The 18,982-nt window shown below is 41.3% G+C and carries 16 protein-coding genes, 1 tRNA gene and 1 pseudogene; 6 read left to right on the forward strand and 12 right to left on the reverse strand.

Annotated features, from left to right (window positions below; translation table 11 throughout):
• Positions 1 to 66: 66 nt before the first annotated feature.
• Both XEN7305_RS18925 and XEN7305_RS18930 read left to right on the forward strand, forming a co-directional pair.
• Positions 67 to 324, forward strand: coding sequence for an AbrB/MazE/SpoVT family DNA-binding domain-containing protein (locus XEN7305_RS18925; RefSeq protein ID WP_006511106.1), 258 nt, complete (start codon positions 67 to 69; stop codon positions 322 to 324).
• Positions 321 to 659, forward strand: coding sequence for a type II toxin-antitoxin system PemK/MazF family toxin (locus tag XEN7305_RS18930; protein WP_006511107.1), 339 nt, complete (start codon positions 321 to 323; stop codon positions 657 to 659). Before XEN7305_RS18925 ends, XEN7305_RS18930 begins: the two co-directional genes overlap by 4 nt.
• An 8-nt stretch (positions 660 to 667) precedes the next feature.
• Here XEN7305_RS18930 and XEN7305_RS18935 read toward each other — a convergent pair whose 3' ends face one another.
• From XEN7305_RS18935 to XEN7305_RS18945, 3 genes and pseudogenes are all read right to left on the reverse strand, one after another.
• A complete protein-coding gene (locus XEN7305_RS18935) occupies positions 668 to 1,456 on the reverse strand; it encodes an SDR family NAD(P)-dependent oxidoreductase (protein WP_006511108.1) in 789 nt (262 codons plus the stop codon).
• 17 nt (positions 1,457 to 1,473) lie between these two features.
• A complete protein-coding gene (locus tag XEN7305_RS18940) occupies positions 1,474 to 2,439 on the reverse strand; it encodes an LLM class oxidoreductase (protein ID WP_006511109.1) in 966 nt (321 codons plus the stop codon).
• A 15-nt stretch (positions 2,440 to 2,454) separates the two neighbouring features.
• Positions 2,455 to 3,299: pseudogene (locus tag XEN7305_RS18945) on the reverse strand (enoyl-CoA hydratase/isomerase family protein).
• A gap of 122 nt (positions 3,300 to 3,421) precedes the next feature.
• Here XEN7305_RS18945 and XEN7305_RS18950 point away from each other — a divergent pair.
• A complete protein-coding gene (locus XEN7305_RS18950; protein WP_006511111.1) occupies positions 3,422 to 3,763 on the forward strand; it encodes a helix-turn-helix domain-containing protein in 342 nt (113 codons plus the stop codon).
• Here XEN7305_RS18950 and XEN7305_RS18955 read toward each other — a convergent pair.
• The 3 genes from XEN7305_RS18955 to XEN7305_RS18965 all read right to left on the reverse strand — a co-directional run bounded on the left by XEN7305_RS18955 (position 3,760) and on the right by XEN7305_RS18965 (position 5,496).
• Positions 3,760 to 4,869, reverse strand: a complete 1,110-nt coding sequence (locus XEN7305_RS18955) for a metallophosphoesterase (protein WP_006511112.1) — start codon at positions 4,867 to 4,869, stop codon at positions 3,760 to 3,762. The genes XEN7305_RS18950 and XEN7305_RS18955 overlap by 4 nt on opposite strands.
• Before the next feature lie 243 nt (positions 4,870 to 5,112).
• Positions 5,113 to 5,184 (reverse strand) — tRNA-Cys (locus XEN7305_RS18960).
• 99 nt (positions 5,185 to 5,283) lie between these two features.
• On the reverse strand, positions 5,284 to 5,496 hold the full coding sequence (locus tag XEN7305_RS18965) for a hypothetical protein (RefSeq protein ID WP_006511113.1): 213 nt from the start codon (positions 5,494 to 5,496) through the stop codon (positions 5,284 to 5,286).
• 39 nt (positions 5,497 to 5,535) lie between these two features.
• Here XEN7305_RS18965 and dapF point away from each other — a divergent pair, with 39 nt between their 5' ends.
• Positions 5,536 to 6,378 (forward strand): diaminopimelate epimerase, encoded by an 843-nt coding sequence (dapF, locus tag XEN7305_RS18970; RefSeq protein WP_006511114.1) that lies wholly within the window; start codon positions 5,536 to 5,538, stop codon positions 6,376 to 6,378.
• 56 nt (positions 6,379 to 6,434) lie between these two features.
• Positions 6,435 to 8,054, forward strand: a complete 1,620-nt coding sequence (locus XEN7305_RS18975) for a patatin-like phospholipase family protein (protein ID WP_006511115.1) — start codon at positions 6,435 to 6,437, stop codon at positions 8,052 to 8,054.
• 162 nt (positions 8,055 to 8,216) lie between these two features.
• Here the strand turns inward: XEN7305_RS18975 and XEN7305_RS18980 are convergent, their stop codons facing one another.
• The 4 genes from XEN7305_RS18980 to XEN7305_RS18995 form a co-directional block, all read right to left on the reverse strand.
• Positions 8,217 to 11,234 (reverse strand): peptidase domain-containing ABC transporter, encoded by a 3,018-nt coding sequence (locus XEN7305_RS18980; RefSeq protein ID WP_006511116.1) that lies wholly within the window; start codon positions 11,232 to 11,234, stop codon positions 8,217 to 8,219.
• A gap of 14 nt (positions 11,235 to 11,248) precedes the next feature.
• The gene (locus tag XEN7305_RS18985) at positions 11,249 to 12,004 is read right to left on the reverse strand and encodes a peptidylprolyl isomerase (RefSeq protein ID WP_006511117.1); all 756 of its coding nucleotides are present in this window, start codon (positions 12,002 to 12,004) and stop codon (positions 11,249 to 11,251) included.
• 239 nt (positions 12,005 to 12,243) lie between these two features.
• Positions 12,244 to 12,723, reverse strand: a complete 480-nt coding sequence (gene ispF / locus XEN7305_RS18990; RefSeq protein WP_006511118.1) for a 2-C-methyl-D-erythritol 2,4-cyclodiphosphate synthase — start codon at positions 12,721 to 12,723, stop codon at positions 12,244 to 12,246.
• Positions 12,724 to 12,793: 70 nt separating this feature from the next.
• Positions 12,794 to 13,942 carry a hypothetical protein gene (locus XEN7305_RS18995; protein WP_144053322.1) on the reverse strand — a complete coding sequence of 383 codons (1,149 nt, stop codon included), beginning with the start codon at positions 13,940 to 13,942 and terminating at the stop codon, positions 12,794 to 12,796.
• 298 nt (positions 13,943 to 14,240) lie between these two features.
• Between XEN7305_RS18995 and XEN7305_RS19000 the strand changes: the two genes are divergently transcribed.
• Positions 14,241 to 15,530, forward strand: coding sequence for a dihydrolipoamide acetyltransferase family protein (locus tag XEN7305_RS19000; RefSeq protein ID WP_006511120.1), 1,290 nt, complete (start codon positions 14,241 to 14,243; stop codon positions 15,528 to 15,530).
• A 30-nt stretch (positions 15,531 to 15,560) separates the two neighbouring features.
• Here the strand turns inward: XEN7305_RS19000 and XEN7305_RS19005 are convergent, their stop codons facing one another.
• Together XEN7305_RS19005 and XEN7305_RS19010 are read right to left on the reverse strand one after the other, a co-directional pair.
• Complete coding sequence (locus XEN7305_RS19005; RefSeq protein WP_006511121.1) at positions 15,561 to 17,870, reverse strand: putative PEP-binding protein; 2,310 nt, start codon at positions 17,868 to 17,870, stop codon at positions 15,561 to 15,563.
• A gap of 91 nt (positions 17,871 to 17,961) precedes the next feature.
• The gene (locus XEN7305_RS19010) at positions 17,962 to 18,876 is read right to left on the reverse strand and encodes a ParA family protein (protein ID WP_006511122.1); all 915 of its coding nucleotides are present in this window, start codon (positions 18,874 to 18,876) and stop codon (positions 17,962 to 17,964) included.
• Between the last annotated feature and the right edge of the window lie 106 nt (positions 18,877 to 18,982).

The following is an 18,982-nucleotide window of genomic DNA, read 5'->3' on the forward strand; positions in this document are numbered from 1 at the left end:
CAAGAAAACGAATTCTTTTTTGTCGATTTTGTTATACTTTGTCTGAGATTATACTATGTCTAACTTATGAAAATTAAAAGTCAAATCAGAAAATGGGGAAATAGCTTGGGGTTAATCGTCCCTAGTTCAATAGTCAAAGATCTCAAACTGGAAGCTAACGCTAATATTCTCGTGAGTATAGAAGGCGATCGCCTGATTGTAGAACCAGATAAAACATTGCCAACTCTAGATGAGATTTTAGATAGTATTCCAGAAGATTACAGACATCCTGAAGATTTGCAGGACTTTCTTCAATCTGAACCCCAAGGGAGAGAGTTGATTTGAACGTTCAAAGAGGAGAAATTATCAGAATAAATCTCAATCCAACTTCTGGCAGAGAACAACAAGGAAAAGCTAGACCTTGCTTAGTGATTAGCAACAGTAAGTTCAATCATCGACGCAAGATGGTTATTGTTTTACCCATAACCAACACTATCAAACCTAAAATTAAAACCTTAGTGCCATTGCCAGATAATTTATCTATTACCGGCTCAGTTGATACCGAACAGGTAAGAAATTTAGATCTAAGCGATCGCTGGTGGAAAACTACTGGTGTTGTTCTCGATCAAGATTTGACTGATTATATGGTAGGAATGCTGACGACTTTGCTCAGTTGTTAACATGTATTTCAAGCCAAAATCTCTTTAATAGCACTTATCACCTCTTGAGATTTATCTTTATCAAGAGCATCGGCATGGGGAGGGGCAAACCGACCCACATCATTATCAAAATACTTGCCGGAAGCAGTTTTGAATTCATCTGTTAGTGCTGCGCGAGTAAGGATTTCTGCGCCGATGCTAAGATCACTGCCCTGTACACCATAAGCTTGTTTGACCATTTTGCTCCCCAGCAGCGATCCAGGGTTAATCGCCATAATTGTTGGGCCGCGCTCCTTAAGGGCAAGCCCCAGGCTACGGGACCAAATTGTAAGCGCTAGTTTGCTCTGGGCATAAGCTGCTCCGTCGCTTAGCTTAACCTTTCCAGTTATAGCTTCTAGGTTGACGGTTGATTGAGCGGCAGAAGAAAGATTAATTACCCTTCCTGAATTTCCGAGTAGGGGGAAGAGCCTCTGTGTAAGTAGATAGGGCGCGATCGCATTAACGGCAAAGCGAATATCAAGTCCATCCTGGGTAATAGGATCAGCTGCATTATAAACACCTGCATTATTAATCAAGACATCAAGTTGAGTATGCTTTGCTGCTACAGCCTTTGCTAGGGCCTCAACATTACTCATGAGAGAAAGATCGGCAACGTATATTTCAATATCGAGATCGCTTGATAGCTGGTTTTTCAATGCTTCTAGCTTTGCTAGATTGCGCCCATGGAGCAAAACATGATGCTTCAGTGAAATAAGCATTTTGGCTGTTTCTAGTCCAATACCATCGGTAGCGCCAGTAATTAAGATCGTTTTTTCCATGGCTTTCTCTCTATTTTTCAAGTGAAGTCTGGCAAGACATCATCTGCCAATCGTTTTAATGTAGTTTCTATATTGGCTTTGTTAAAGCGCAGATTCAGTGCAACATGATTGATTCCGATCTCTTGTCGCGATTTTAGATAGGTTTTAAGATACTTAATTCCTAACCGCAACCCTAAATGAATTGGTAATGGCGGTGTATCGGGATCTTCAACTAAATCGACATAGAGTGGTTCCATCACTGGTTGGTTAGGTCTGCCTGCTGCTTCAATCTGCGATCGCCAATTGTGAACAATCTGAGTTTGCATCCCCATATTTCGAGGATAAATCATCCAACCATCTCCGTTTTGGGCAATCCATTGGGGGTCTTGTTGGCTACTGCCTGTAATCAACAGTGGTAATTTTCCCGATACTGGCTTGGGGAGCATATCCATCCCACCGTGCGGTTTACCATAGATATTTTCAAAAACTGGAGTAACCTCGCTCATTCGTTTTATATACTCGAAACTCTCTCGAAACCGTTGGCCGCGATCGCTATAGGATAGGTTAAGTGCGGGATATTCTTCTGGGCGATCGCCTGAGGCAACACCAAGAATAACTCTGCCACCGGACAAGACATCGGCACTGGCAGCAGCCTTGGCAACATGGGCTGGATGCCGCAACGGTAAAATAACACTGGCAACCCCCAGGGCAATTCGTTTAGTTTGACCAGCCAGTAAACCTAAATAAACAAAAGGATCATAAGTTTGCCCAGCATCACCAAAGGAGGGCACGTTGAATGGCACATCGCGTAACCAAACAGCCGCAAATCCCAGTTTTTCTGCCAATTGAACCCGTTCTACATGGCTCGTCATTGTGGGTACTGCCCCTAAAGCATAAGACTCAATCGGGACTACTAATCCCAAGCTTAACCGTCCTAAACGAAATACTGAATTGTAGCCTTGATTAAGGGATTGGAATCCTAATTTTTTTGTTTGCTCAATCATTCTGATCGGTATTTGTCACTGAATTTCCTGAACATTAACTACCAATGTTTCCAATTACGTTGATTTGACATATCGTTTTGCATTGCCTTTTCATCTGCAACTTGGAAACGCTTAATTGCTGGTGTTTTACTTGTCGCTTGATAGAGCCAGTAAGCTTCTTCTTTTAGAGCTTCATCTATGGGTTTATCAATGGAAGCATAGACAGTCTGTTTACAAGCATTGATCGACTCAGCTGGGAAAAGAGCAATTCGTTGAGCTAACTCATCGACATAAATACCAATCTTGTCAGCATCGAGAGCTTTATTAATTGTGCCATAGGCTGCTGCTTCGTCGGCATCAAAATCTCGGGCACTCAAAATAATTTCTAAAGCTTTACCTAAGCCTACCTGACGAGCCATCCGTGATGCGCCACCGCCACAAGGCAAGATGCCCATACCTACTTCCATTTGCATGAACTTTGCTTTTCCCCGAGCAGCAAAACGCATATCGCAAGCCAGGGCAAATTCATGACCGCCACCCCGGGCAAAACCTTCGATTTTGGCAATAGTTGCTTGGGGCAGTTTGCTGATACGCTCTAGGGTAGTCTGGAGATAAAGCAGTTCGACCTCATCCTGGGAAACTGCTGTGGTGGACATGTCTTTGAGGAAATTTGTGTCAGCATGGGCCACAAAAATCTCCGGGTGTGCAGACTGGAAAACAATAACCTTGATGCTGCGATCGCCTTCGAGAGTTTCCGCTAATTGATTTAGATCGTCCAGCATCGGAATACCCTGAATATTAACAGGGGGGTAATCAAAAGTAACGGCAAGGACTGCACCATCCGTTGTCGTCTTAAATGTGGTGTAGTTTTCGTAAGCCATATTTATCTCGTTATTTCATGATTTCCATGCCTAAAAATATAATGAAAATGCAAATAATAACAAGTACGCACAATTTTGATATGTAGTTACAAAAAAGTAACTATTGGAATTTTTAATAAATTATGACTCAGAAAAACAATTTTGATGGCCCCTATGGATGCTCTGTCGAAGCTACTTTGTCTGTGATTGGTGGACGGTGGAAACCCGTGATTATTTTTAATCTTTTGCAAAATGATCTTTTGCGATTCGGTCAATTGAAGAAAAAAATCCCAGGCATTACCCAACGTATGCTTACTAATCAACTACGAGAATTGGAAAAGGATCAGATTGTCGCGCGAAAAGTCTATGCCGAAGTCCCGCCACGCGTAGAATATTCTCTTACAGATTATGGTCGGACTTTAGAGCCAATTATGATTGCGATGAGGGATTGGGGAGCTCAGCATATGAATGTAAAATGCGATTAAGCACGGCATAAATCAACACTTAAACTATGTTCACATAGAGCTTGCTCTGAAGATGTCAAGTCTTTCATTTCAAGATCGCGCCTTAATACCATCCCATTATGTCCAGGAATGAATCGAGGAAGTTTTTCCAATTCAATTAGTTCCATTGTTTTCATGTCGTAGGTGGTATAAGTCGTTGGCTCAGGAGAAGCAAAATTGATATCTATTACAGTCAAAGCTTTTTGCGCTGGCAATTTACTATCAATAAAAAGGCGTGGCCCAGAACCAAGAACTCCCAGATGCAAAAGCTGTAGTTCTCCTTTATGGGCTGGGTAATAGGCGTGATGGTGACCACTAATGTAAGTATGTACCTGATGTCTCTCCAGCATTTCTCGCAACTGATCGGCATTAGCCATAACTTCCCCTGACTGGTTACGACCTGCTGCAATAGCATAGAGAGGTAAATGGCCCAATACAATCTTGAGCTTTGCAGACTGAGCTTCGGGGCTTTCTAATGCTTGCTCAACCCAATCTAGTTTATCCTGAGGAATTTTGGCCGATGAACCGTCCCAGACAAGAAAGAAAATATCATTAAATTTGAAGCTGTAGTAGAAGGGAAAATCATAGCGATCCACAAATTCAATTCCTGGATCATGAGTTGGTTTATTCCAATAATTGGCCGCGATAGTTCGTTCTCGCTCAAACAAAAAAACCCCAGATAAATTCTGGGCTCCAGAAGCATCATGATTACCAATGGTAAAACCATAGGGAATATTTGCTTGACGCAAAGGAGCTGCCACATGCTGATCAAAGGCAGTCCACATAGCTTTTAACTGCTCTTCTGAGAGGGTAGGATTTTGTCCAGCCACCATATCACCGCCACAAACTACCATATCTGGTTGCCAGAAGGACAAGAGAGAGATCGCTTTATCCACCTCAGGATCATATTCCGTCGAGCCATATACTCCGTTTAAGTCACTAATTGCCACTAAACGCACATCACCTCTGGGCGGGTTGTAAAATTCAGCCCCTTCTACATTGACAATAGTGGTTTCTGTTGTAGAGGTTAGAGTCGGTACTTCAGTTCTTGAGGAACTAACCTGAGTCGATTCAACTTTGGAAGGCATGATGAATTGGGATGAAACCCGATGCAATTGACAGGCATGAAGCATCATTCCCAGAGAAAAGCCCAACAGGATATTTAGGAAAATTCGTACTTGCGATCGCCAAAGTCTCATGGATAATCATGCTTCCAAAGAAGAGGACGCCTGCCATTGTACAAACAAAATTCAGAAAATTGAGAAATAGAAGGATAGCAAATTAAGCGCAAACTAATGCTGCACATTAAAGAATTATTTGTCAATTTTGTAAGGTGGCACCCAGATTCGAACTGGGGGATAATGGATTTGCAATCCACGGCCTTACCACTTGGCTATGCCACCATCTCGCAAGATTCTATCCTACCTCAAAAGCTGAAATTTTGGAAACTCTAGGTAGCAATTTAATTTTAGACGGGGATTGTGAACCAGATTAAATACTTATCAGCCCTTGGGTTTAAGGTAAACTAAACTCTGTTTCCAGATAAGGGTGGCTTGACTGTAATGATCTTCTAAACAAATACAGAGCGAGTCTTGCCAGAGAATCTTGCCGACAATCAGATCATCGGTGACAAGTTTGATTTCTATTTCTTGTTTGTCTTTGATATAACTTTGAATTTTTTTGACGCTAGGCAAACCAGTATCGAATTCAGTCATAATAGAACGATTATTGGTTGGAATGGAACAAGAGTTAAAATGAGTTACAAGTTTAGCAAATATCAAGGATTAGGAAATGATTTTATCCTAATTGATAATCGCCATAGTTCGGAGACGATAGTGACTCCAGAACAGGCGATCCGAATTTGCGATCGCCATTTCGGCATCGGTGCAGATGGGGTCATTTTTGTGCTCCCTGGCCAAGAAGGCACAGATTACACCATGAGAATTTATAATTCTGACGGTTCTGAACCAGAAATGTGCGGGAATGGTATCCGCTGCCTCGCTAAGTTTATCGCCAATCTCGAAGGAATAGGTAAAGTTAATAAAACCTATAGGATTCATACTTTAGCTGGAGTTATCTCCCCTCAATTACTGGAAAATGGGTTAGTCAAAGTAGATATGGGTCAGCCTTTTTTGCTGGCGGGAGAAATCCCCACAACTTTAGTGGCAGCTGATGAGAAGGTGGTCAATCACACTATCACTGTGGCAGAGCAAGCTTGGGCTGTTACCTGCGTCAGTATGGGCAACCCTCACTGTATAACTTTTGTTGAAGATAGCGATGCTATTGCTTTAGAGCAAATTGGGCCTTTGTTTGAACATTACTCAGCATTTCCCCAACGGATTAATACTGAGTTTATCCAAGTGATCAAGCCAGATTATATTAAGATGCGGGTTTGGGAAAGAGGTGCTGGGATTACTCTTGCTTGTGGTACGGGAGCTTGCGCCTCAGTGGTCGCAGGAGTGTTAAATAATCAATGCGATCGCCTTTGTACAGTAGAGTTGCCTGGGGGTTTTCTAGAAATTAACTGGTCGAGTGAAGATAATCGAGTTTATATGACAGGGCCAGCAGAATTGTCATTTATCGGTAGTTTTGATTGATGTCTTTGAGTTCTGAATCACAAATTATGATGAGGAATAAAATCAAGGAAAATTGAATGACTCAAACCACTGATGCAAATAATCAAAACCCTTTAACTATTGGTTTGGCATTGTCAGGTGGGGGCTATCGGGCTGCGGGATTTCATTTAGGAGTTTTATCATATCTAGATCGCGTTGGCCTATTGTCTCAACTCAAGATGCTCTCTACAGTTTCTGGTGGCACTTTCACTGGTGCAAAATATATTTTATCCTTGGCAGAAAAACAAAATTTTTCAGAATTTTATGGTGAGTATTCCCGATTACTTAAGACTACAAATTTAATCAAACTAGGTTTAGAAAAACTCAGTAAGCAAACTAATGGAGACACATCGAAAAGACAAGATTTGATCACATCTGTCGCGGATGTTTATGCCGAAACCTTCTTCAAAAAAGAGAATGGAGAAGCCTATTTATTCGGAGAAATCCTTGAGGCTGAGATTCTAGTAGAAGAAGTAACATTCAATGCCACAGAGTTCCGCAGTGGAATTGCTTTCCGCTTTCAAAGTAGTGCTAGTGGTCGTATTGGTAATGGCAAGATATCTATCCCCAAAGCAGCTGCTTCAAAAATCAGAATTGCCGATATTGTAGCGGCTTCTTCTTGTTTTCCTGGTGGGTTTGAACCGTTAGCTTTTCCCGATGATTTTCATTGGATAGAGAATAAAATTCCCACGGAGATCACAGAGAGAGTAGCTAAAACTGGACAAGGCGCGATCGCACTTATGGATGGCGGAGTTTTTGATAACCAAGGAATTGGCAGTATCTTACTAGCCGAGAAACGAAAATCGCCAGGAAAAGATGATTCCAAGCTTGATATGTTTATCATCTCTGATGTAGACCAAAAACTTGATAGTTTATTTGAGTTTCCTGAGAAGATTCGGCAAAATATATTTGGCAAACTTACTCTAAACTTCGTCGCAAAATCTCTAAATTATTTGACCGGATTTTTAGTCTTAAGTTGGTTGGCAATGGGCTTTAAAATCACGGAAGAAATTGTCACAAAAAATTTTGGCTGGATTGATGGATTAGTATATCTGTTTCCAGTTTTATTGTTAATAGCCATTTCTTTGCTCAACATTAAGCTATTAAAGGCTCGTCAGTTTATTGAAGCAAAAGTCTTACCGGAAGTTCCTCAAGTCGGTAAATTAGCCTGGAATGATCTCAAAAAAATCACGATTAATCAATTATTGAATGGACTTAATTTACGTCTTTCTTCTCTAGTTGCCATGACTAGCTTTGTGTTCATGAAGCAAATTCGGCGCATGGGTTACAACGCTATCTATGAAGGAGAAGAAGCAGAAAGAATAATCGCTAACTATATCTATGATCTCAAACAAGGTAATCGTGATGCGGAACAGTTTCTTGCTAAGTTTCCCGAACTTAGTAAACCATCACCAGAACTCCAGCAAATAATTGACGATAGCTCTGAGGTTCCGACTACTCTTTGGTTTAACGATCAAAAAGAACTTCCTAACTTAATTATCTGCGGTCAAGCTAGCATTTGCTATAACCTCATGCGATATATTGCTAGACGTAAAGACAAAGATCCAAATTTTCATACCAGTGAGATGAATAGTCTTTGGGATGTTTTAGTTCAAGACTGGAATAGTCTTGGTCAAGATCCCCATGCTTTTCTTTAATCCACCACAGGCACCAATAATGAATTAATAATAATGACTTTATGAACAAGAAAAAAGATCGCAGCTAATAATTAACCACGATCTTTTTTCGAAAATCCTAAGGAATCTAGGATGTAGAGCTGAGCAATTACTCATTACCCATTACCCATTACCCATTACCCATTAAACAGTAGATTCCTGTTGTTGGTAGAGATAGAAATAGCGTCCTTTCATTTCCATCAATTCTTCATGAGTTCCCTGCTCAACAATTGAACCCGAATCCATCATCAAGATCATATCCGCATTCTTAATGGTTCCTAAACGGTGAGTGATAAAGAAGACTGTACGACCTTTGAGGGCCTCTTTCAGATTTCGCGATACTTCCCGTTCAGTACTGTAGTCCAAAGCACTAGTCGCTTCATCCATCACCAACATGGCTGGTTGTTGCAAGATCGTACGGGCGATCGCAATCCGTTGTCTTTGTCCCCCAGATAGCGCTGAACCCCGTTCTCCTACCCGAGTATTATAACCATTAGGCAAAGTCATAATAAACTCATGGGCAGCAGCGATTTGAGCAGCAGCAATAATCTCCTCGGTGGTTGCATCAGGATTAGTCAGAGCAATATTCTCCATGACAGTTCCTTCAAACAAGAGAGTTTCTTGGGGCACAACTCCCACCTGACGACGGAGTGAATAAAGTTCAACGCGGTTAATATCATAGCTATCAACCAAGATTCTGCCACCCTCTGGAGCATAGAGACGAGATAGCAATTTAGTTAAGGTACTCTTACCCGCACCACTTTCCCCTACAACTGCCGTAAAGGTGCCCGCAGGAACTTCTACCGAAACATTGTTTAGTTGCAAAGGGCCTGAGTTTTTAAAGCGGAAAGAAACATTTTCATATTGAACTCTGCCTGTAATTGCTGGCATCGGAATATTGTTGCGATCTTCTTCTCCCTCATCAGGATGGTCAACAATATCTGCCAAGCGCTCAAGAGACAAAGCTGTTTCTTGGAAATTCTGCCATAGTTGAGCCAAGCGCATAATCGGCGAAGTCACATATCCAGAAATAATCCGGAACGCAATTAACTGACCCAAAGTAAGCTTACCATCGAGTACTAAATAGGCACCCATCCCGATAATTAACACCCGAGATAATTTGTTCAAGAAGCCGCTAGTCGAACTTGCCAAAGTAGAGGTAATTACAGTTTTAAAACCCGTGGAAACATAACGAGCATATCTTTCTTGCCATTGCCAACGAGAACGTAATTCAATATTTTGCGCTTTAACAGTTTGAATACCCGTCAAAACCTCTACTAAGTAGGATTGAGTTTCGGCATTGCGCTCTGCTTTAACTCGCAATTGTCGGCGAATTGTCGGCGAGAAAATCAAGGTCAGAACCACAAATATCGGAATGATTCCCAGAGTTACAGCCGTTAATAAAGGACTGTACAAAATCATGACCCCAATATAGACCACGGAAAAAACCGCGTCCAAAACCACAGTCAGAGCCGTTCCTGTTAGAAACTGGCGAATCTTTTCTAGCTCGTTAACCCGAGTTGAAATTTCCCCTACTGGTCGTTTTTCAAAATAACGCAGAGGCAAACGTAACAGATGGTCGATAATTTCTGAGGCTAAAGTTAAGTCAATTCGATTGGTCGTATCCACGAACAGATAAGTTCGCAAGGTGGTCAATAATGCTTCAAAAACATTAAGGACAATCAGAAACGTGACTAAATAACCCAGAGTAGAAGTACTATTTTGACTAATTACCTTATCGATAATCACCTGAATCATCAAGGGATTAGCCAAGGCAAATAACTGCACAAAGAACGAAGCAATAAAAACTTCAATCAAAATCCGCTTATGCTTTTGGATTGAAGGCCAAAACCAACTTAAGCCAAAACGTTCTTGAGGGGTTTCTTTGGTTTTTTGCAGTAATAAAACCTCACCAACATCACCCCAGCTTTCTAAAAACTCTTCCGGCTCATAGCGACGGAGCCCCAGCTCAGGGACAGCAATTACCAATTCCTTTTCGCTAATCTCGTAAACAACGGCGAGACTGTCCTGCCAACGCACAAAACAAGGCCCTTCGAGACGAGTAAAAGCTTTTGCTGGAATATTTATTAGTTGGGGGTTCAGCCCCATTAATTCGGAAACTGCCCCACATAAGGGTAATGACAAAGAGCTCGTCCTCGCTAATTGCTCTTTTAAAACCCTGTTAATTACCTCCTTGCGGAAGGGCATATTAAAGTACTTGCTGATCATTTGGAAGCAAGCTGTGCCAACTTCTAGAGTAGTTCGCCCAGAAACAAAGGGATAATCTTTATTGCCAATAGTGACTTCTTCTTCCACATCGGGAATTACCGGCAGAGGTTCATCGGTGGCAATTTCTTCTTTGTCCCAGGGTATATGAACTGGAAGATTGCTAGATTGGGTTTGGGCTGGAGCAAAAACTTCATCGTCATCGCTAGCAAACCATTTATCTCGCGGAATTGACAGCAAACGAGCAGGGGTTTCCCCAATGACATTAATAGTCTGACGAGTTTTCGTGAAGCCAATGCGAGCACCTACGGCAAAATCTTCTATTTCACCGCCACCACTGACTAGCCAAACTTTTTGCGGATCGTTTAGGGGCGCTGCTAATTCGCTATTGAGTGGATGTTCACCTGGGGGAAGATAATGGATTTCCGCTTCGGCTGCTGCGTCTAGGACAAGATCTTTGAGTTTCCAATCTCCTTGAGCTTCTTTTTCTAGTTGAATGCCAAAGAGATCAAAAATTTCAACATTTGCCGGTTTTTCCCTAAACTCCTGGCGGAGTTCGGGATATTGCTCAATTAGACGAAGAAACTCTTCATTATCAAGTGCCAAACAAACAACCTCGGTACTTGCCATTGCTGTTTCGCAAGCAATCCCCCGAGCTAAGTTCACCCAGCCAATAATTTGGCCTGGTTTAAGTTTCTCTAATGTGGTCGGCATTTTTGTTCGGGGGTCATAACCGAGAACCCGAACTTCTCCTTCAGAAACAATTGCCACTTGTCCCTGCATTTTGTCTCGCATGACCATAACTTTCCCCACACTAAACCTTAAGGGTTTGAGCTTATCGGCTAGCTGGGCAATTTCTTCGGCAGGAAGGCGATTGAATTGCGGAACAATAGATAGAAACTGTTCGACAAGTTGATGTGTACTTGTATTGCTCATATCTTAAAGTAAGTTTAACTGGTCACTGGGGTAGAAATCACTGGTTCAGGGAAAAATGAGACTTCTTCGGCGGTTTGTTGATTGAGCCATTTACGAAACATCTCATCTAGCATTCTTTGTCGCATCGGCTCATCAAGTTTGGCAGGAATGAAATTTTCTAACCGAATGATGACAATCCATTCTCCGACACGGGTTGGGGGAACGAGGTCTCCTGGCTGACAAGTATTGAGAATTTGGGCAATTTTGGGGTGAGGAGCATTAATTTCTACGGGGCCAATTAGTCCTCCTGTTTGAGATTCAGAACCCTGGGAGAATTCCATGGCTAGCTCGCGAAAACTATCTTCATTTTCTTGAATCCGAAAATATAATTCCTGAGCAAGTTCTGCTTTTTCAACTCTAATTAGGGAATAGACAACTCGATCTAATTGGGCTTTCCGCTTCAGGAAAAAAGACTCTACTTTATTATCCCAATTTTCGATTTTGTATTTTTCAATTTTGACTTTTCTGGTAACTAATGCTTTTAAATTGTCGCGATCCATGCCCTGTTTATCTAACCAAAGCTGAATTTTTTCCTCAGTATCAAGTTGAAATTGCTGACAAAATTGCTGGTAAGCTTGCTCATATTCTTGCTCTGTATAATCAATATTAGCGACCTCGTGATCCACGAGAATTTCCTGTGCTAGCTTGGGCAGCATCTGATACTGGGCCAACAGAGGAGAAAGTTCGTCACTATTAAAGACTCGGTTCCCTATTCTTAAAACTACACCCATACTATATTATTGAAGTTGATAAATAACCATACGAATCAAGAGTAAAATTTATTCAGAATATTTCAAAATATTAAATTTCCTTTGTTGTTTTGCTCGACTGAGAAATACATAATTTTTGCTTGTTGATAAGTTATTAAAATTTTGCTACTCAAACTTAACTTACCGATTGGGTAAATGACATCCTAGAAAAAATTGGTAAATATTAAGATTTGATAATCTGGATTGCTCTGTTTTAAAAATTAACTTTTTGTTAGTAAGACCACCACATAGGCACAGATCCCCTCTTCTCGGCCAACAGGGCCTAGTTTCTCATTGGTAGTTGCTTTGATGCTAATGCGATCGCTGCTTAGCTTCAAGATTCCTCCCAGGCGATCGCGCATTGCCTTGAGATGGGGTTTTAGTTTAGGCTGCTCGGCAACTATTGTGGAGTCGAGGTTACCGATTGACCAGCCTTGCTCTGTGATCAATTTATGGACTTGTTCTAGTAAAACTAAACTATCCGCCCCTTTCCATTGAGGGTCGCTGGGGGGAAAATAATGCCCAATATCGCCTAGGCTCAAGGCTCCCAACATAGCATCCATGATGGCATGAGTCAGAACGTCAGCATCACTATGACCCAATAGTCCCAAACTGTGAGGAACGGTAATGCCACCTAAAATCAATGGTCGATCTGCGGTTAAGCGATGGATATCGTAGCCGTTACCAATGCGAATTTCCATTAAATTTAAATTGTTTATCTTTGATTATTTGTGATCAAAATTATTACTTATTACTCATTACTTATTACTTCTAATCCATTGATATTCCTTCGGTGTTCTCAAGCCTAGCTTGTAGTCCCCATCCCCCACGAATTTTTTCATTTTCGGAAACTGCCATCCAAAGTTCATTTTTCCCTTTTTGAAGAGGCAAATAAAGCTCATCATAGTAACCGATAGTTCCCAAGAACCGATAATCTCTAGAGCGGAAAGAATCCTGTCCCCCATAAAGCAATTTGTCATTCAAATACACTTTGATGCGGTCACTAAAGCCAAAGGAAAGTTTTTTGACTTGCTCCTGTTCTGAATTAATAGTGATGCGAGCAAAGGCTGTGTTTTTATCTGGTTCAACTCCTTGCACTCTAGCTAAATTTGCCAATCCTGAATTTTCAGTAACAAGTTTGTTCCAAGTTAAATTTTGCTTATCATCTTGACTGAGAATGAATTTACTATCTAAAGTTTTCTCATCAAAAGAGTTGGAAACAGACCATGACCTAATCGTTCCCTCTGGTGCCTCTTCTAAAAGCGTTGGAGTAAGTTTCAATGGTGGGTTGTTGGTTGCGGTGAAACGAAAATTAGCAAAATGTCCTGGAGCATAATCTTCAACAAATAAACCTACCTGACCAGACTTTATATCTCGCTTTAGCTCATTGACAAACAAAACTGGTTGCTCCATATCTTGGATATATATTTCGGCATTTTTCCCCGAAACAACTATCTTGACAGGTATCCACTGATCAAAATCATATTCTACCTGCGCGCTATAGCCTTCCCCGTTATATAGTTGCCAACCCGCGACGTCATTAAAAATTGGAGTGTATTGATTGGCATCGGGATTCCCCGATTGGTGCGATCGCATATAGAATTTTTCGTAATTTCCCAAATCCTGAACGCGCCAGACAGCTCCCATAAAACCCCGTGTTTTCTCCAAAGCAACATCGTATTCGATGATGCCATCTGTAAACTCCGAATCTTTGACAACCGCTAGACCCCCTTTGAGCAAAAGGCTTGGTTGTCCTAAATATTCTTCGACCTTGCTTTGGCTGGCAGTGATTTCCCATCTATCAGAGTCAAATGGGATTATTTCCCCAGATTCAGAGGCGTTGACTAGGAGACAAGGCAATGTCACTACAATAATCAAGAGAAATGTACTGATAAAGTATTTCGCAAATTTCCGCATCATTTTCCTTAGAACTTTCTCTTTGATTTACAGGTTCATTGACTTTTAGAAATTCTAAAATTAATCTCAAAAATAAAGTATTAATTTTCGTGAACAAACAAAATTTGTCCAGCATAAAATAATTGTCGAAAAATCTAGTAGTTATGTTGGGCAAAAAATAAATTCGATTTGACAGGAGGAAATCCCATATAATCTAGGATTGTGCTGTATATTCAAAAACGCAGTAACGCTGTCTTAACTCATAAAGGTTATGACCGAAAATCTATTGTTTTAGCTGATTTTAAAGAGAGAAACCTCTATTATGATTCACGATATATTTATGCCCGCCCTTAGCTCCACTATGACTGAAGGCAAAATTGTGGAATGGGTAAAATCTCCAGGAGATAAAGTAGAGAAAGGAGAAACTGTAGTAGTAGTCGAATCCGATAAGGCGGATATGGATGTTGAATCCTTTAATGCTGGCTACTTGGCAGTTATTTTAGTTGAAGCAGGACAGGAAGCTCCCGTGGGCAATGCGATCGCCTATGTGGCAGAAACCGAAGCAGAAATTGCCGAAGCGAAAAAACGTGCAGCATCTGGACAGGCAAGCGCCCCGGCACCAACGCCTGCTGCTGCTCCGAAACCCGAAACTGCGGCGGCTATCGTTACCGAAACAGCTACGGCAGCAACCAGTAATGGCTCTGGTAATGGAAATGGCCGGATTATCGCTTCCCCCAGAGCCAAAAAACTTGCCAAGCAATTTAGCGTTGATCTCAAGAACTTGCAGGGAACAGGCCCCTATGGCCGCATTGTGGCACTCGATGTGGAACAAGCTGCCGGTCAACCTTCTACTAAGACAGTAGCAACCCCTCTGACAACTCCTGTTGTGGCAGCTGCCCCCACTGCGATCGCCGCGACCGCACCAGTGAATATTACTCCTGGGGAAACCGTACCACTCAATACCCTACAAAAAGCAGTGGTGCAAAATATGATGACAAGCCTTACTGTGCCTGTTTTCCATGTTAGCTATACCATTGGCACCGATGCTCTCGATAAGCTTTATAAGCAAATCAAGCCCAAAGGCGTCACGATGACCGCTATTTTGGCTAAAGCTGTAGCTGTTACCTTACGGAAACATCCTGTGGTTAATGCAAGTTATGTCCCCGATGCCACCAAATATAATTCGGAGATTAATATCGCAGTAGCTGTGGCTATGCCCGATGGAGGTTTAATCACTCCTGTGTTGCGCAACGCTGATCAGATGGATATCTATTCTCTATCCCGCAGTTGGAAAGATTTGGTCAACCGCTCTCGTGCTAAGCAGCTAAAGCCCGAAGAATATAGTACAGGAACTTTCACCCTTTCTAATTTGGGAATGTTTGGAGTGGATAATTTCGATGCGATCTTGCCTCCAGGACAAGGTTCGATTCTGGCGATCGGCTCAGCTGCGCCTCAAGTTGTGGCTAATGATGCCGGAATGATGGGAGTCCGTCGTCAAATGAAGGTCAATATCACTAGCGATCATCGAATTATTTATGGTGCACAAGCTGCTGCTTTCCTTCAGGATTTAGCGAAATTAATCGAAACCGATCCTCAATCTTTGACTTTGTAATCTCAATCTCTGAGGTAGGCATTGCCTACCTTACCTGTGATGTTCTTGGGTAGTTTCGGCTAATAACAAACGTCTTTCGGCACGGGAAATGACTCGATAAGCTTCTCTAATTGCCTGGGGTTCGACCGTTATAGTTGTGATTCCCCAATTAATTAAATTATTAATTAACTCAGGATTAATCTTCGTGCCGTGAAGACAAATAGAACAGGGAATTTGCTTCTCTTTTGCAAGAGAGATTATTTGTGCGATCGCGTTTTTAAAAGCAGGATTATTATAATATTGATTTAAATCTATTTGCTCGCGATCTAACCCGAAAAGTAACCGAGTCAAATCCCCTGTGCCGATCGCAAATCCTTGAACTCCTGCTTTGATATATTCAGGTAATAAAAAGAGCACTGAAGGAACCTCTGCCATAATCCATAATTGGCAAGTGCCACCGTGACCTAAACCTTGAGCAATCAAGCGATCGCGACAAAAAAGAAATTCCTCTAGATTCCTCACAAAAGGCAAAATTAAATTAACATTAGCGAACCCTTCAGCAATTAATCGGGACAAAGCCAACAATTCTAAATCAAAAAAACTGGGATCTTGAATATAGGCCGCCGTTCCTCGATTATCCAGATTAGAATCTTTAGATGTAGAAGAAGATAATTGGGACAATGGGATGTCCTGGGAACGATAGAAAATCGGGCGAGGCGCAAATTTACTAGCAAATCTTCTCAGGGAATTTACCAAATAATCAACGATGCGGGACTGGGGTGTATTTTGTAACCATTGCTCTAAAGTCTGATATTTTAGTAAGTCTAGCAACATCAAATCCGATCGCAACAAACCAATACCATCAATCGGCAAACCAGCAACCTCATCCAGCAGATTATCCTGACTTATATTTACCATCAACTTGGTGCCAATGGGATAATCAAAAATACCCGTGCTCAGAACATTATCTTGAGGCGCAACCTGAGTCGAAATCTCTGGGTCGCCCTCAGCCCCAACCGCATAAACCTTTCCTTGATCACCATCCAAGACAACCAATGCTCCCGATCGCAAAATCTTGGTGGCATTCTCGCTGTTTACAATTGCAGGAATCCCCAATTCCCTGGCGATAATTGCCCCATGACTGGTTAAACTTCCTGTTTCTGTAATAATCCCTCCCAGATTTTTGAGCAGCGAGATATCTGAAGGTGCAATGTTATTCGTCACCAGAATCGATCCTGGATTTATTTGAGCTGGTTCACTATGCCCCGAATGATAAACAAATATTTCCCCTACAACCTTGCCAGGAGCAGCTGCCATTCCTGTTAGCAAAAGTTGTGCTGGTGTTGACTCCGATGATGGGTTTGTTTGATTAATTTGATAAGTTTTTCTAAAGTCCAACTGGTGAAAATAAAATGGCCTATCCATAACAGCTTCAGTTGTTAATTGAGGAATCGACCATTCAAGATAATTTACTTTGGGGTTCTTACTGGTTATTTTTTCTGCTGATCGCACTAGTAATCTAATCTGCTGCTCATTTAAAACTGCCTGTTCTTGCAAAGAATCTTCTACAACATTAGTTGCTAAATATTCTTCTCCTATTGCCAAATTCTCTGGGGGATCTTTGAGAGCATAGTAGATAGTTTGGGTGCCCAATTGTTGTTCAATTGAATTTGAGTTGCGACGATTGAGAGTATAGATATCGGGTTGCACTGCTCCTTGATCTAGTGCTTGTTTTAAACCCCAAATAGAGCGAATAGAAATGTAATCTTTGTCCAACTCAATTGAGCCAGAAGTCTGGACATTTTGGCATGGCTGAATCAACAAGGTAAGTTTTATCTGAGAAAGCTCAATTTTTCGTTTATGCCAGTAAAAAATACTTTTGGCCGTAAATAATTCTGCCCAAGCTTTTTTGATACCCCAAAATATAGCATCAGGATTTATTCCCGTAATTTGCGATCGCAATAAACCTCGATTATTTTTTTCTCCTGCATAGGAGATAACTAAAGAAGGTCGAACAATAACAGTAGAACAGTTGAGCTGCGCGATCGCCTCTAAGATGATCTTTTGCCATGGTTGAGGAAATGCTCCTGCCATAATTGCTTGGCGACTTTGCTGAGCAAGAGACTGAAGAGCCTGATAATTATCAATATCAATTTGGGACAAAGATTGGGAAAAATCATCAATTGAGAATTGATCCCCTGGCAAATTAGCAAAAAAATCAGTCAACAAAGAGCTTTCCAAAGTAAAACCAGGAACAATGGAATGTCCTTGTTCCAGTAGTTGGCTAAGAACCGCAATTTCCTCGCCAACTAAAGATTCTTCCGCAGGAGCAATTTGAGAAAGCCAATATAGCCAAGTCATAAGTAACGCATGAATGGACAATAGATTAATTATTCCGCGAAATAGGGACTGCCTTCTGACCTCTGCTTTCAAGGACTAAGTGCCGAAGATATTAACCTGCTGTTACCAGTTGCTTTTGCGATACTTTGATTTTTTCTAAAAACTCTTCCGTCAATTTAATAAAAGCTTTTGAGCCAGTAGAATTTGGCATAGCAACCACAGCAGGAGTGAAAAGATCCACCGCTTTGGCAACGTTCACATCCATAGGAATTGATTGTTCAAAAAGTTGGTGGGGATAAAAATCATCTCGGACTCGTTTCATTACCTGTTTGTAATATCTTCCCATTAAACCACCGGCTGAAAGAATAAAGACAATCCCCAAAAGGTTGATATTAAGAGTCTGGGTATCTTGATGATTTTTTTTCAATTTCGCAATACGTCTTTCGAGCAGCTGAATTCCGACCAAAGATAAAGGTTCAGGACGAGCAGGAAGCAGATAAAAATTACTAGCAGCAATTCCACTGCGAGTCATCAGATTATATCCAGGAGCACAGTCCATAATAATAAAATCATAGTCGTCAATGACTGGCTCTATAAGTTGCTTAATCATCACTAGCTCAAAATCATCCCAAACTTTTTGGAACTCTTTGCCCTGTTCCTGGAGAGCTTTGCCATGAAGCATTTCTGATACTAGATACTCATCATAAAGTTCGATGTCTCCAGGCAATAACTCCAATCCTTCAAGATTACAAACATTAGGATAGATCAGATCGTGAATATCAAGCTTACTCCAAGGGTTGGGAGTGATCACATTATCGAGTAGATAACTCAATGTTCTTCTTTTTTTTCTTACTTTGGCAAAATCATGAGGTGATATCATGCTTAAAGTGGCACTAATCTGCGAGTCCAAATCTAGCACCAAGACTCTTTTGTCATAATGTTTTGCTAAACAGGTTGCTAAATTGACCGTTAAAGTGGTTTTTCCTACTCCCCCCTTCATATTAACGGTGCTAATAATTACGCCCATAAATCCAAGCCCCCTAATAGTTATAGCTATCGCCCAGTTTGGCAGAAGATTCTTCAAATGAACGTAGAGATTTTCTATATTTTTTTACGGTATATTAATACAGCTT

It is taken from the genome of Xenococcus sp. PCC 7305 (genome assembly GCF_000332055.1).
Classification (GTDB): Bacteria; Cyanobacteriota; Cyanobacteriia; order Cyanobacteriales; family Xenococcaceae; genus Xenococcus.

Excerpts from the sequence above, each read along its gene's own strand:
- XEN7305_RS18925 (WP_006511106.1), top strand. The coding sequence starts at position 67 with ATGAAAATTAAAAGTCAAATCAGAAAATGGGGAAATAGCTTGGGGTTA.
- XEN7305_RS18935 (WP_006511108.1), bottom strand. The coding sequence starts at position 1,456 with ATGGAAAAAACGATCTTAATTACTGGCGCTACCGATGGTATTGGACTA.
- XEN7305_RS18940 (WP_006511109.1), bottom strand. The coding sequence starts at position 2,439 with ATGATTGAGCAAACAAAAAAATTAGGATTCCAATCCCTTAATCAAGGC.
- XEN7305_RS18950 (WP_006511111.1), top strand. The coding sequence starts at position 3,422 with ATGACTCAGAAAAACAATTTTGATGGCCCCTATGGATGCTCTGTCGAA.
- XEN7305_RS18955 (WP_006511112.1), bottom strand. The coding sequence starts at position 4,869 with ATGCCTTCCAAAGTTGAATCGACTCAGGTTAGTTCCTCAAGAACTGAA.
- XEN7305_RS18965 (WP_006511113.1), bottom strand. The coding sequence starts at position 5,496 with ATGACTGAATTCGATACTGGTTTGCCTAGCGTCAAAAAAATTCAAAGT.
- dapF (WP_006511114.1), top strand. The coding sequence starts at position 5,536 with ATGAGTTACAAGTTTAGCAAATATCAAGGATTAGGAAATGATTTTATC.
- XEN7305_RS18975 (WP_006511115.1), top strand. The coding sequence starts at position 6,435 with ATGACTCAAACCACTGATGCAAATAATCAAAACCCTTTAACTATTGGT.
- XEN7305_RS18980 (WP_006511116.1), bottom strand. The coding sequence starts at position 11,234 with ATGAGCAATACAAGTACACATCAACTTGTCGAACAGTTTCTATCTATT.
- XEN7305_RS18985 (WP_006511117.1), bottom strand. The coding sequence starts at position 12,004 with ATGGGTGTAGTTTTAAGAATAGGGAACCGAGTCTTTAATAGTGACGAA.
- ispF (WP_006511118.1), bottom strand. The coding sequence starts at position 12,723 with ATGGAAATTCGCATTGGTAACGGCTACGATATCCATCGCTTAACCGCA.
- XEN7305_RS18995 (WP_144053322.1), bottom strand. The coding sequence starts at position 13,942 with ATGATGCGGAAATTTGCGAAATACTTTATCAGTACATTTCTCTTGATT.
- XEN7305_RS19000 (WP_006511120.1), top strand. The coding sequence starts at position 14,241 with ATGATTCACGATATATTTATGCCCGCCCTTAGCTCCACTATGACTGAA.
- XEN7305_RS19005 (WP_006511121.1), bottom strand. The coding sequence starts at position 17,870 with ATGACTTGGCTATATTGGCTTTCTCAAATTGCTCCTGCGGAAGAATCT.
- XEN7305_RS19010 (WP_006511122.1), bottom strand. The coding sequence starts at position 18,876 with ATGGGCGTAATTATTAGCACCGTTAATATGAAGGGGGGAGTAGGAAAA.